The sequence below is a fragment of the Alkalihalobacterium chitinilyticum genome (genome assembly GCF_029028005.1).
GTDB classification, from domain to species: Bacteria; Bacillota; Bacilli; order Bacillales; family Bacillaceae_F; genus Alkalihalobacterium; species Alkalihalobacterium chitinilyticum.
Map to the genome: position 1 here is coordinate 200,825 of NZ_JAOTPO010000008.1, position 12,696 is coordinate 213,520.

Sequence of the window (12,696 nt, forward strand, 5' to 3'; positions counted from 1 at the left end):
GGCTGCTTTAACCCTGCTCTAAAACAACTTAGCTATGTCAACTAGCTTCCAAATTACTATGCCATAGTTTGATATTTGTCTAAAGAGCAGCACTAATGAATTCACCGTCTAATGTCCCGTAAGAAAGAAAGATTTAGAGGGCGTCGCTAGGCACAAAGCACAAAAAACTCATTGTTGGTGAGTTGTTTTTACTAAGAGAGCATTTCTTCAATTAGAAGAAGTGCTTTTTTTGAAGTTATCAAAGACTATGAAGGTTGATATGGAATTTTATGTTAAAATATGATTATATGAATTTATTTGTATCGTATATCGAGAAGAATGGTAAAGGGGAAATGACGAAATGTGTATAACATTAGAAGGCGTACTAGAAACGGAAAAACATATTTTAAGAAACCTCTACTCTTTGTATCTCCATGACCTTTCAAAATTCACTTCATTTATTGACATTGGAGCAGATGGTTTTTTTGAATATGAGGATCTAGAGAAGTTTTGGGAAGTTGATGGAATCTCACCGTATTTTATTAAAAAGGAAAAAAGCATTATAGGCTTTATATTATTATTAGAGCGCCCTTTTTTGAAAAAGGATAAGGATTTTGGAATAAATGATTTGTTTATATTGAACAAATACAAAGGCAAAGGGTTCGGTAAACAAGCTCTTGAAAAATTATTTCAAGAAAAGCAAGGGGCATATTTTGTTATTGAGCTTGTCGAAAATGCACCTGCTGTTTCCTTTTGGAAAAAGATTTATACTGATTTCAATATTCACTTTGAAGAAAAAGAAGACATAATTGATGATGAACCGTGTTTAATTCAAACTTTTAAAATAAGTTAAGCTAAATTCAAAATTCCTCTTGAACCTCTAGTTACGTGAGGTTCTATAATTAAATTATAAATTTATTTGGAGGGATATTGATGAACAAGAATAATAAGTTTTCCATTGGTGAATTTTCAGAAAAGACAGGAGTATCCATTCGTACTCTGCATTACTATGATGAAATTGGTATATTACGACCAGAAAAAAATCCTTCTTCAGGGCACCGCATTTACAATTATTTAGATATTATCATTTTACAGAAAATCCTAAGTTTAAAATTTCTAGGCTATAGCTTAGATGACATCAGTAATTTGTTAGATGAGACGAGTTTTACCGTTGAATTAAATGAGAGTTTATCCCTTCAGTTGCAAGCTTTAGAAAAAGAAAAGGAAAAAATCGAACAATCCGTAATAGCAATTAAAAGAGTCATTCGGTTAGTTGAGGAAGAAGAGGAAGTGGATAGCACCGTATTATTTAGTCTAATTCACGGTATGCATACGGAAGATAGGCACAAAGAGTGGATGGAACGACAAATGTTAACGGATGTCGCAGAAGAGTTATCCAAGAAGTCGGAAGAAGACAAAATCGCTTTAGATAAAACATTTATTCAGTTGTCTAAAAAAGTGAAACAATTATTTGGTAAGCCTGTAGAGGATTTGGAAGTTCAAGCAATGGTTAAGGACTATTTGGAAGCCTCTTTTGCATTTCTTGGTGAGGAGGTAATGCAAAAGCTAGCCGATGCTGACGTTGAAGAGCTAGATCTTCAAGAAATAGAAAATACAACCTCACCTTTCACAGACGATGAACAAAAATGGTTAAATGAAGCAATGGAGTATCATGTGAAGCAAGTCGAACAAGAATAAACTTCAACATTTGAGCTGAAACCTATTAAACTAACGTGCGTTCTTGCTACAGGGACGCTTTTTCTTTTTGTTATAATAAAAAGGGAATTAATGTTAGTATATATTTATTATGTTTAAAAGGGGTAAAACTACCAGATTGCTTAGAATGTGATCAATCGGGAGGAGGATTACGATATGGTAAACATATCCTTAATGATAGAAGAGGAAATTAAATCGGTCTCTGCATTTATTTCAGAGTTGAATCAGAACGAACATTCCCATATTGGCTACTGTGGAAAAGATAGTGTAGAAATAGCCAATTCAATGATAGAAGACATTACAGATATACCTTACAACAAAAGTTTTCTAACTGCATATGAGCATGATGAATTGATTGGTGTATTAGGATTCGATGCGGACCTTGAAGGGAATTGTGCTGAGATATGGGGACCGTTCATTAAAGAAAATAAATGGGATATTGTTACGAGTATGTGGAAAGAAATGAGTGAATTAATACCAGATAAAATAAGTTCAATAAGTCTATTTCCGAATAAGAAAAATAATAGAGTGGTTAAGCTAGCTAATGACCTCTCATTTAATAAACATAGTGAACAAACGATATTGGATTTCAGTCGTACTAGAAAAAGTGAAATAGAAGACGTTTCGATTGTAGAATTAAGTGAAGTCTATTTTAGAGATATGATACGTCTGCATGATGACAATTTTCCCCATACATATATTAGCGGTAAACAAATTATTGACAGAAGGAATGAGTTTAGAAAAGTTTTTATAATTGAAAATAATAATGATTTATGTGGATATATTTATGTAGAAGCAGAACCCGCTTATGGAGAAGCGAGTATTGAATTTTTTGCGGTAAAAGAAACTGAACGTGGGAAAGGAATTGGGCGTCAATTATTATTGGCTGCTTTAAGTTGGCTATTTACGATTAATAATATTAAGTCTATTCGACTTTGCGTTAATTCCAATAATCAAAAGGCAATTAATTTATATAAGAAAGTCGGATTTCAACATCTTCATGATTTATGTTTTTTTACCAAGGAATTATAAGACCTTGAATTATTAAAGTAGCATAATAGGTAACTAGATTTAATTCTTGTATTCACTTAGTAAGGAGTGACCAACAAATGGGAATATACCCTGATTGCCGAATGATAACCCGAACAATAGAGGTTGGCGGCTTAACGAAATCACAGCTTTATGCGAAAATGCAGCAATACTCCATCTTGATGAATGAGTATGGTGAGAGGCTATTTTTTGATGATAGATTTCCTACTTCTAATACAAAGTACAGCTTGAAGACCGTTGAATTAAACGTTAGGAACCTGGGCTTTCCTGATGGAGCTACTACGGATCATATTTTTAAGAAAGCTAGGGATCTCGGATTGGATTTATGCCCGCTTGAGGTGGGACCCTACCTTAGGCTAGAGTACTTGGACCAGCCTGATAGCCATTCAGGTATACCATCACAACATCAGGCTCCAACGGGCTCTATCACAATAGCAGCGGAGGTAATTGCTGCAGATGATGAATTTCCAAAAGGCTTTTACCTTAGAAGAATGAATGGTGAGTTATGGCTGCGGGGATATGTTGCTGACCATCTGCACGTTTGGAGTCCTGATGATCACTTTATCTTTTGTCATCCAAAAAAGCCGTAAAGTTATTGAATTGACACGTAAATTGAGATGCTAATGAGATAATGGGTTTAATAAAAATGAGTGAAGAGGAGGTCGGTTTTGCTAATGAGAATTATGACATTTGGTGAAAAGGAAGTCGGTCAAGAATACATATGGAGACCTGCTGTATATGGCGTTATTTTCAAAGACGAAAGAAAAAAAGTGGCGATTATTCAAACGAGCGATGAGAAGTATTTCCTTCCAGGTGGTGGTATAGAAAACAATGAGACACACGAAGAATGTTTGAAACGAGAGGCAATAGAAGAAATGGGGATGAGTATTGAAATGGGTCACTTTTTAGGGTGTGCAAGGCGGTACTTCTATTCTACTAAAGAATTCAATCATTATTTAAGTGAAGGCTATTTTTATTTCTGTAACATAGGTGAAAAAATTCAAAAACCCATTGAAGAAGACCATTTTCTTATATGGATGGATCCATCTGAAGCGATTGAAAACTTATATCACGAACATCAAAGTTGGGCCATTCGTCAGGCCGTAAAACAATGGAGTACAAAAAACTGACTAGAAACAGGCACACCTATTATTTAAACCTTTAATTTCTTTAATTCATCTTCAGATAACCCGGTAATCTCACTAATTTCTTTTAGAGAGAAACCTTTCTGAAGCATTCGTCTAGCAATATCATATTAGAATTCAATTTTTCCTTAATCTTTCCTTTCTCAATTCCCTGTTCGAGACCTTTTTCTAGGCCTTTTCGTTCCCATGAAGTCATTAGTTCCATAATGTGACTCACCTCATTTTTTGGAATGTGTATAAGTTGTCCTCATTTTCGTTTAAACGTGAGTACTTGTAGAAGGTGATGTTTTTTAAGGCCTATTTAATTTACATTTTTTAAATATCGATTTTTTGCTTACCTTGATTATATAATATTAGATATGCCGTAATTGGCACGATTTTAAAGGCTTTCAATGATCACGCTATTTATTAGGAATGTAATAAACTGAAAGGGGTGTCCACGGTGGATGCAATTTGGATTGTAGCTGAGGATAAAATTAAGGCTGCCATCAAAAATGGGGAACTCGACAATTTACAGGGCATGGGGAAACCGATCGTTTTTAAAGATGTTCTGCCAGGAATGCCCCAGGAAACGAAGATGGCTTATCAAATGTTACGGAATGCCGGGTTTGATCCTTTAGAAGTTGAAAAAGAAATTGAGGAGCAAACGAAAGGTGCGAAGTTAGACGACTTATTAGAGAAACGACAAACAAAAGAAACCAAGTCGTTTAAACAGTATGCTAAAAAGATTTATAATAAATTTTCTAAGTAGGGCAGTGGAAGACCGGTCTGTCCTTTATAAATGATGTCTGTCCCCAGTATTAGGGAGAGGCTTTTTTTATTGAAATTCATCAGATAAAATCGTTGCTGTTAGCGCACGTACTCAATTGGTTACTGTAGATCATTTTACAGGACTCACAGGCCCTAATTTTCATTAAAATTGGTAGTTTCAGTACTTTAGCGGACTCCCAGGCCTTTATTTCTTAATTTTCCACTTAAAATCACATGTATTTCAGCAAATAAGGGCTTCTCAGTCCGCTTAACTTCACAACCAGTCGGTTTTCCTCCAAATAAGAGCCTCTCAGTCCGCTTAGCATTACCACACTTTACTTCTAAAAAACTAGATTGGTTGGGAACCTCAAAAAAGTCTTTCTTTAGTTGTGGTCCCCCATTAAATACCCTAGCATTTAATTTACCAATGATTGTAGAGTTGTATAACAACGGAAATAATCTCAACAAATTTCAGGTCGTCCCTGTGACATTAAAAATATAACTAAATAACGGCCATACTAATCATTGATGTAGAAAAATGGAATGATTAAGTTGAAAACATACGGTGGGAGAACTAAGCAATGTTAATACTATGGATATTCATCATCTTAACCTTATTATTAATGACTTCACTATACATCCTGAAACAAAAAATGAATTGGTTGAGCATAATTGGGTGTTATATGTCATCAAATATTTTAATTGAATTCTCAGGTATTTTAATTAACCTTAATTTAAAATTCACACAAAGTCCCAATGAAGCCATTAGTTTATGGACACAAAAATTAGCATCCATCTGGACTAAACCAATAATAGTCATTTGGTGCATATTTATTCTTTATTCTAATTTAAAATTCTTCAGCAAAGGCATCATTGTAACATTATTAATTTCTAGTCTAGTTTCTTTTGAATTGCTATTTATTAAAGTGGGAGTCTTAGAATTTGTTCAATGGAACACATTTTATGAATTTTTACGCTACCTTGTAGTTATTATTTTTACTGCCTTATACGCAAAAATTCTTAGGAAATTAATTGTAAAAGAGTTGACTTTCTAATGTTACTTTACCCGCCCAAAAAGTTCGATGAAAATGAAATATTCGTTATTATTCTATTAGTATTTGTCTGGATTTTAGTATTTGCTATCCAGAGACATCTAAGCGCTCTTGAAATTTTTCTTATTTGGACTCTAAATGTGTATTTAGTGTTTACAGCAGATATGTCACTTGCCGTCCCACCGGTAGAGTTATATGATACTATGGATCGATTGGAACATGAAATTTTTGATTTTATTATGTTTTTCTTTGGTTATTTTCCCTTTGCCTATTTTGCTATGAATTACTTTAAGCCTCGAGCATTTTCTAAAAAACAAACTGTTCTTTTTATTATTGTTTGTGCATTTTTAACCACAATATTGGAATGGGTTGCAGTGGAACTCAATGTTTTCACATTTAATGGATGGAAGAGTTATATGTCATTTTTAGTATACATTGTTGTTTATAGCCTCAACTTGCTACTCCTTTTGTATATTAAAAGTAAACGACCTAAAAAATCACTTTGGAACAAATTATTATAGCTTTTTGTCTTACACTACTATTCTTATTAAACGAACTGATAAACCTATTCAGTGGTGCGCCTAATAAGAAGCAAGGGACTTCCCCTTGCTTCTTTATGTTTGATCGAAGGCTGTTATCTCAAAGGAATGCTTTTGAGAACATTTTCACGGACTTACAGGCCCTTATATTCATTAAAATTAGTAGTTTCTAAACTTTAGCGGTCTCCAGGGCCCTTATTTCTTAATTTTCCGCTTAAAATCACAGGTATTTCAGCAAATAAGGGCCTCTCAGTCCGCTTAGCATTAACTGCACCTAATCTACTAGAATGACATTTTTTTTGCTGTGGCTGCATTGTCACCATAGATAGTTTTTATTCTACGTATATTTATTACGTCCCCAATCCAATACACCGGTGACTGCATCGACCTGCTCCAATAAGAATTCATAAATTAGGCTTTACATAAAAGGAATAATGTGTAAAATGAAGATTAAATAACACCTGTTATATATCGAGTGATTTCCAAAGAGGGAGTGCTGTAACGCATATGCCGCCAAAGAAAAAATTTTCTCAATCTCAAATTATAGATGCAGCTTTTGAAATCGCAAAGAATGAAGGTCACAGCCACATCAGCATTCGTAAGGTAGCCGATCGACTCGGAAGTTCCATTGCACCAATTTATGTGAATTTTACGGATGTAGAAGATCTCAAACGTGCAGTGATGAGAAAAGTAATGGAATTAAGTGAACAAAAAATCAAAGAACAAAATTCAGGGAACACTTTCAAAGATCTGGGTATTGCCAGTCTTAGATTCGCTGAAGAGTACCCCGTACTTGTGAGGGATTTAGCATTGAATCCGAACGAGTATATCCAAGAATACGACCAAGAAATGGACTTTGTGTCCCTGATGAAACAGGATCCGGAGCTTGCAGGGTTTACAGATGAAGAACTGATGATGATTTTTTTAAAAATGAGAGCTTTTCAATTGGGCTTGACGATGATGGTGGCTAATCGATTATTGCCAAAGGAGTTGACGATGGATCAGATGATAGAGTTATCCGGAAGTGCTGCTGAAGATATTATAAGTGCGACCAGATTAAGAAAAGAAAAGGATAATGGCTAGTCATGAGAAGTTGTTTAGTATACTTCCAGTTTTTAAGGAGGAGAACGATGGGGAAAAAATTAGACGATGTGTTCCTGGAACAAACAGTAAGGAAAATGGTAAAAAAGAAAAACAATTTCGGGGCCGTTCTGCGTGTGGAGCAAGGAAAAAATCTTTCATGGGAAGGAGCTGCCGGCAACCTGAATGCGGATGATCAATATTTCATTGCTAGTGTCACTAAATTTTATATGACAGCGGTTGTATTGAAATTAAGAGCGGAGAAAAAGTTGGCATTGGAAGATCCGATTTCAAATTATTTGTCAGTGGATATCATGGATCGTCTCCATGTTTTGAACGGGGTCGATTATTCCAAAGCCCTGACGATTAAACATTTAATCTCTAATACTTCAGGGTTACCAGACTATTTTGCTTACAAACAACCGAGTGGGGAGTCAGTAGCCTCACAGCTTATGAAAGGAAAAGATCAGAAATGGACACTGGAAGAAACAGTAACTCTTGTAAAAGGATTAAAACCGAAGTTCGCCCCTGGACAAAAGGGCAAAGTAAACTATTGCGATACGAACTATAAGTTACTAGGTAGAATTATAGAGAAGGTAACGGGAATGAGCATGGCGGACGTATTCCGGACCTATATTTTTGAAGAGCTAAACTTATCGAAAACGTATGTGTATGAAGATGTAAATGACACAAAACCTGTATCCTTAAACTATAAATCTAATAAAATACACCTGCCGAACTATCTTACTTCCATCCCTTCAGAAGGCGGAATTGTGTCTACCGCTAAAGAAACGATGATCTTTATTAAAGCCTTCTTTGCCGGGCGCTTTTTCCCAAAGGAAGAGATCGAGGAACTGAAGCAGTGGAATATGGTCTTTTTTCCTGGACAATTTTACTATGGGATTGGTCTCGAGAAGCTATGGACTCCTCGGTTGCTCTCTCCTTTACGCCCCATACAAGAGGTCTTAGGTTTTTGGGGACAGTCGGGCGCATTAGCCTTTTACAATCCAGAGCGGGACGTGTATTTTACAGGTACCATCAACCAATTAAGCGGGTTCGGTCACAGTGCGGCATTCCATGCAATGATCCGGATCATTAAAGCCTTAAAGTAGACTTAGGAAATTGAAACACGGGGGAAAAAAAATGAAAACGAAATCACCTGAAAAAGTGATTCAGTCCATTGAAAAGTCATTTCGGAAACAAGTCCAAAAGGATCCAAACGTAAAAAGTGCTTGCTTACTCGTTCATTCAGACACAAACGATATTCATTTAAATATTCATGAAGGACTGAGTGATTCGAATCAACCTGTCTATATGGCTAGTGTAGGGAAAATCTTTACATCCGTCCTCATCGGTATGTTGGTTGAAAAGGGGAAGTTAGCGTATGATGATCATATCAGTAAGTATTTAGAGGACTCACTAACAGAAAAATTACATGTATACAACGGGAACGACTATTCGGAACAAATCAAAATAAAACATCTTCTAAATCATACATCTGGCTTACCTGACAACTTCCGTCCATTATTCGAACAACTTCTTAACGAACCGAATTTCTACATGAGTCCAGAGGAAACAATTACTTGGGCAAAAAATCAGCAACAACCTCTAGCTCCTCCTGGTACTCGTTTTAATTATACAGACACAAACTACCATCTATTGGGGTTAATCATTGAGAACCTTACTAACTTGCCATTCCATGAAGTTATCACACAATATATCTATAAACCTCTCGAAATGACAAACTCATCTATTTTATACGATTCAGAACCACTAGATAAACAAACACCAGCTGTCGCAGACTTCTATGTTAATAAAAACAAAATCACCAATTATAAAGGATATGCAGGGATCGACTATGCCGGGGGCGGAGTCGTATCGACGGGAGAAGATTTGCTAAGATTTATGAAGGCTTTAACCTCACATCAATTAGTGAAAAAAGAAACGCTTAAGAAAATGATGAGTGATAAAGTGAAATATGGTGCTGGCATTGACTATGGATATGGGATTATGCAGTTCAGACCTGTGCCGCTTTTGATGCCAAAAAAATTTCAAGTATGGGGCCATGCAGGTGCAACAGGGTCTTATATGTTTTATCACCCTGCGCTCGATACGTATGTCATTGGGACGTTTAACGATTTTGCGTACGAAAGAAAAGGCGTTAAATTTATGTTAATGAACGTGATCCAGCGGTTATAACGAGATATGTATTTTACTGGAATGGGGGAATTGCAATGGGCATCGATTTTCATAATAAGAAAAATAAAGGAAGTTATACGACACGGAAGGCGGACCAATCATGGACTGAAGCGATACAGAAACTTGTACCGATAGGAGATGTATCTGTAGCTTTAGATGTAGGGTGTGGCGGGGGCATTTATTCTCAGGCCCTTTCTGACATGGGGATTGATTTTGTTACAGGCGTTGATTTTTCAGAAGCGATGCTTGAAGATGCGAGAGAAAATTGTAAAGACTATCCAAATATCTCGTTTCAGCATGGTAGTGCATTTAAAACAGGAGTTGAAAGTAAAAGTTATGATCTGCTCCTTGAACGCGCATTGATCCACCATATAAAAGATTTACGTGCGTGTTTTACAGAAGGACATCGTGTCTTAAAGAACGGCGGGTTTTATATCATTCAAGACCGTACGCCTGAAGACTGCTTATTAGCTGGTTCTGATCATCATATTAGAGGGTATTTCTTTGAACTGTTTCCGAAGCTGATTGAGAAAGAAACAAGTCGCAGACACGAAAGTCCTGTAGTAAAAGAAATGCTGAAAGAAGTTGGATTTAATCACATTGAAGAAATTAAGTTATGGGAAACAAGAAAAATTCACGACACGAAAGAGCCATTACTCCAAGATTTAAGCGAACGAACGGGTAGAAGTATTCTACACGAATTAGATAATGAAGAGTTAAATCGATTAGTAAGTCATATCGATGATGCTTTGCCAGCTGACGTAAATATTATCGAGCAAGATTGCTGGACGATTTGGAAAGCTGTGAAATAGGAAAGGAAGTAGAATAAGTGGATTGAAAACTAAGTTGGGGATAGTAAGTAATTTTATTGTGCTAATTCCGACTGAGGTTTGACCGAGTAGATCATTTTAGCGGACTCACAGGCCTTTATTTTCAATAGAATAAGTAGTTTCTGATTATGTCCATATAAATGTGTAATTACATCCGTTGAAGTCGCGGGTTTTGTGACAAAAAGAGTACTTAGTGTGGGTTCTAGTCCGTATCTCGCTCTCGGCCACTGCGCCTTACTATTAAAATTCCACCATAATTTTAATATTTCAAAGAAAATCTTTCCAAATTTATGAAACCTTATAATCACATGTGGCGTTTCATGATTGAATTTAATAATTAGGAGATGATTTTCTTGAATAAATGGAAAAAGGTAACAGCAACAGTGGCAGCAGCTTCAGTATTATTATTAGGAATTCCTGCAGGGATTGGGGCGCAACAAAGTACAAATTACTCTATTTTTGATTATGCTTCAACGGGTGTTTTAAAAGAAGGTTCACGAGGGGAAAACGTTAAGATTATGCAGCGCGCATTGAATAAAACGATGGGGGCTGAGCTAACAGAAGACGGGATCTTTGGACCGAATACAACAACAGCCGTGCTCGCGTTCCAAAAATCACATAGACATTTAGTGAATGATGGAGTGTATGGTGCACAAACACATGCAGCACTATCTAAACAAGTGAATTCATTTGGCTTTGCAGACAGTACATTAAAGCTTGGCAGTCGAGGGGAAGCTGTAAAGACTCTACAAAAAGGGTTAAAAGATATGAGTTATAACGTAACTGTTGACGGTGTATACGGGCCAAATACAAAAACAGCCGTCACTAAATTCCAAGAGCGTTTCCCAGAGCTAACCAACGATGGAATCTTTGGACCAAAAACGAAAAACGTAATGGATAAAGTGTTGAATGATTAGTATCTTGAATTAATATTGGGACAACACGATAGGGATTATGGAATTATCCTGAAAAGCATTCTTTAATGGAATGCTTTTTGTTTTCCATTTACTATGTTTTACCTGCCAGCAAATCTCACTCGAATTTAATATCGTTTTTTCCAAAATTGTTATGAGAACTGTAAGGAATAGTAAAATCTATTATAAGAGATAATACCAAGGAATTACATATTCGGAGGTGTGTCCATGTTTTTTCACGTAAAAGAGTTACAGTACACAGCAAAACCTAGCAAGCCTGATCCGGTGTATGCGAAAAAGCTTCAAGAGGTCCTTGGTGGTCAGTATGGTGAGATATCCGTTATGATGCAGTATCTATTTCAAGGTTGGAATTGCCGCGGCGAGAAAAAGTATCGTGACATGCTCCTTGACATTGGGACTGAAGAAATTGCACATGTGGAAATGCTGGCTACGATGATTGCGCAACTCTTAGACAAAGCACCCGTTGAGGAACAAGAAGATGCAGCGAAAGATCCAATTATCGCAAGTGTCATGGGTGGGATGAACCCGCAACATGCGATAGTGAACGGACTTGGTGCAAGTCCAAACGATAGTGTAGGATTCCCGTGGACAGCACGTTACACGATTGCGAGTGGAAATCTGTTAGCTGATTTTAGAGCAAACCTCAATGCCGAGTCGCAAGGAAGGCTTCAAGTTGTCCGGTTATATGAGATGACAGATGACCCTGGAGTTAGAGACATGCTTTCGTTCCTTATTGCGCGTGACAGCTATCATCAAAACCAGTGGGCAGCTGCCATTGCAGAGTTAGAAGAGAAGGAAGGCATCGTCGTTCCTAGCACGTTTAATAGAGAATATGAAAAATCAGATGTAGCCTATACATTTATGAATTGTTCTGAAGGTACGGAAAGTCAGCAAGGTCGCTGGGCTTCTGGTCCTTCGATGGATGGGTTAGGCCAGTTTACGTATGAAGCGAAACCGGTCGGTACAGGACAAGCTCCTGAACTATCTCCTGCACCTGGGTATATCCACGGAACACCGACAACAAAGAAGCAATAAGGAAATCTTACGTAAGGGATGATAGGGTCAGTCTCCCGATAAGTTCATTTGTTATCGAGGGGGAGTAGACCCTTCATACATTTACACCTTTGATGGAGGCTTGTGAGAACAATTTAACGGACTCACAGGCCCTTATTTTCAATTAAATTAGTATTTTTTGTACTTTAGGGGACTCAACGCGGTTCAACCCCCTAAGTTTGGACACATACTCACGATTCCTTCGTTTTATTTAGTTTTTCATTTTCTTCTAGCGCGCTTACGCTTACTGGCCTATTGATCGAGACGAACAGAAATCTGTCCATCTCGATCAATAGGAATTATTCCTACATGGCTTGTTCTACTTGTTTTGTTTCTCCAGCTTGCCATTTCAAATAATATTCCAACGG

The 12,696-nt window shown here is 36.8% G+C and carries 14 protein-coding genes; 13 read left to right on the top strand and 1 reads right to left on the bottom strand.

The window, feature by feature from the left end; all coding sequences use genetic code 11:
* Positions 1 to 340: 340 nt before the first annotated feature.
* From N7Z68_RS13370 to N7Z68_RS13390, 5 genes are all read left to right on the top strand, one after another.
* Positions 341 to 832, top strand: a complete 492-nt coding sequence (locus N7Z68_RS13370; protein ID WP_275118974.1) for a GNAT family N-acetyltransferase — start codon at positions 341 to 343, stop codon at positions 830 to 832.
* Between the two features lie 80 nt (positions 833 to 912).
* The gene (locus N7Z68_RS13375) at positions 913 to 1,677 is read left to right on the top strand and encodes a MerR family transcriptional regulator (RefSeq protein ID WP_275118975.1); all 765 of its coding nucleotides are present in this window, start codon (positions 913 to 915) and stop codon (positions 1,675 to 1,677) included.
* A 174-nt stretch (positions 1,678 to 1,851) separates the two neighbouring features.
* Complete coding sequence (locus N7Z68_RS13380; RefSeq protein ID WP_275118976.1) at positions 1,852 to 2,727, top strand: GNAT family N-acetyltransferase; 876 nt, start codon at positions 1,852 to 1,854, stop codon at positions 2,725 to 2,727.
* 77 nt (positions 2,728 to 2,804) lie between these two features.
* Entirely contained in the window at positions 2,805 to 3,335 is a 531-nt protein-coding gene (locus N7Z68_RS13385; protein ID WP_275118977.1) for a helicase, read from the top strand.
* A gap of 84 nt (positions 3,336 to 3,419) precedes the next feature.
* Positions 3,420 to 3,875 (top strand): NUDIX hydrolase, encoded by a 456-nt coding sequence (locus N7Z68_RS13390; protein WP_275118996.1) that lies wholly within the window; start codon positions 3,420 to 3,422, stop codon positions 3,873 to 3,875.
* 23 nt (positions 3,876 to 3,898) lie between these two features.
* Here the strand turns inward: N7Z68_RS13390 and N7Z68_RS24435 are convergent, their stop codons facing one another.
* On the bottom strand, positions 3,899 to 3,982 hold the full coding sequence (locus tag N7Z68_RS24435; RefSeq protein ID WP_502550505.1) for an Rpn/YhgA-type helix-turn-helix domain-containing protein: 84 nt from the start codon (positions 3,980 to 3,982) through the stop codon (positions 3,899 to 3,901).
* Positions 3,983 to 4,332: 350 nt separating this feature from the next.
* Here N7Z68_RS24435 and N7Z68_RS13395 point away from each other — a divergent pair, with 350 nt between their 5' ends.
* The 8 genes from N7Z68_RS13395 (at position 4,333) to N7Z68_RS13430 (ending at position 12,310) form a co-directional block, all read left to right on the top strand.
* Entirely contained in the window at positions 4,333 to 4,641 is a 309-nt protein-coding gene (locus tag N7Z68_RS13395; RefSeq protein WP_275118978.1) for a DnaJ family domain-containing protein, read from the top strand.
* A 1,053-nt stretch (positions 4,642 to 5,694) separates the two neighbouring features.
* Positions 5,695 to 6,213, top strand: a complete 519-nt coding sequence (locus tag N7Z68_RS13400; RefSeq protein WP_275118979.1) for a hypothetical protein — start codon at positions 5,695 to 5,697, stop codon at positions 6,211 to 6,213.
* 525 nt (positions 6,214 to 6,738) lie between these two features.
* Positions 6,739 to 7,314 carry a TetR/AcrR family transcriptional regulator gene (locus tag N7Z68_RS13405; protein ID WP_275118980.1) on the top strand — a complete coding sequence of 192 codons (576 nt, stop codon included), beginning with the start codon at positions 6,739 to 6,741 and terminating at the stop codon, positions 7,312 to 7,314.
* Between the two features lie 47 nt (positions 7,315 to 7,361).
* Positions 7,362 to 8,423 (top strand): serine hydrolase domain-containing protein, encoded by a 1,062-nt coding sequence (locus N7Z68_RS13410; RefSeq protein ID WP_275118981.1) that lies wholly within the window; start codon positions 7,362 to 7,364, stop codon positions 8,421 to 8,423.
* A gap of 31 nt (positions 8,424 to 8,454) precedes the next feature.
* The gene (locus N7Z68_RS13415; protein ID WP_275118982.1) at positions 8,455 to 9,510 is read left to right on the top strand and encodes a serine hydrolase domain-containing protein; all 1,056 of its coding nucleotides are present in this window, start codon (positions 8,455 to 8,457) and stop codon (positions 9,508 to 9,510) included.
* A gap of 35 nt (positions 9,511 to 9,545) precedes the next feature.
* Complete coding sequence (locus N7Z68_RS13420) at positions 9,546 to 10,322, top strand: class I SAM-dependent methyltransferase (protein ID WP_275118983.1); 777 nt, start codon at positions 9,546 to 9,548, stop codon at positions 10,320 to 10,322.
* Between the two features lie 371 nt (positions 10,323 to 10,693).
* Positions 10,694 to 11,257 (top strand): peptidoglycan-binding domain-containing protein, encoded by a 564-nt coding sequence (locus N7Z68_RS13425; protein ID WP_275118984.1) that lies wholly within the window; start codon positions 10,694 to 10,696, stop codon positions 11,255 to 11,257.
* Between the two features lie 225 nt (positions 11,258 to 11,482).
* A complete protein-coding gene (locus tag N7Z68_RS13430) occupies positions 11,483 to 12,310 on the top strand; it encodes a manganese catalase (RefSeq protein WP_275118985.1) in 828 nt (275 codons plus the stop codon).
* The last annotated feature ends 386 nt before the right edge of the window (positions 12,311 to 12,696 follow it).

Excerpts from the sequence above, each read along its gene's own strand:
- N7Z68_RS13370 (WP_275118974.1), top strand. The coding sequence starts at position 341 with ATGTGTATAACATTAGAAGGCGTACTAGAAACGGAAAAACATATTTTA.
- N7Z68_RS13375 (WP_275118975.1), top strand. The coding sequence starts at position 913 with ATGAACAAGAATAATAAGTTTTCCATTGGTGAATTTTCAGAAAAGACA.
- N7Z68_RS13380 (WP_275118976.1), top strand. The coding sequence starts at position 1,852 with ATGGTAAACATATCCTTAATGATAGAAGAGGAAATTAAATCGGTCTCT.
- N7Z68_RS13385 (WP_275118977.1), top strand. The coding sequence starts at position 2,805 with ATGGGAATATACCCTGATTGCCGAATGATAACCCGAACAATAGAGGTT.
- N7Z68_RS13390 (WP_275118996.1), top strand. The coding sequence starts at position 3,420 with ATGAGAATTATGACATTTGGTGAAAAGGAAGTCGGTCAAGAATACATA.
- N7Z68_RS24435 (WP_502550505.1), bottom strand. The coding sequence starts at position 3,982 with ATGCTTCAGAAAGGTTTCTCTCTAAAAGAAATTAGTGAGATTACCGGG.
- N7Z68_RS13400 (WP_275118979.1), top strand. The coding sequence starts at position 5,695 with ATGTTACTTTACCCGCCCAAAAAGTTCGATGAAAATGAAATATTCGTT.
- N7Z68_RS13405 (WP_275118980.1), top strand. The coding sequence starts at position 6,739 with ATGCCGCCAAAGAAAAAATTTTCTCAATCTCAAATTATAGATGCAGCT.
- N7Z68_RS13410 (WP_275118981.1), top strand. The coding sequence starts at position 7,362 with ATGGGGAAAAAATTAGACGATGTGTTCCTGGAACAAACAGTAAGGAAA.
- N7Z68_RS13415 (WP_275118982.1), top strand. The coding sequence starts at position 8,455 with ATGAAAACGAAATCACCTGAAAAAGTGATTCAGTCCATTGAAAAGTCA.
- N7Z68_RS13420 (WP_275118983.1), top strand. The coding sequence starts at position 9,546 with ATGGGCATCGATTTTCATAATAAGAAAAATAAAGGAAGTTATACGACA.
- N7Z68_RS13430 (WP_275118985.1), top strand. The coding sequence starts at position 11,483 with ATGTTTTTTCACGTAAAAGAGTTACAGTACACAGCAAAACCTAGCAAG.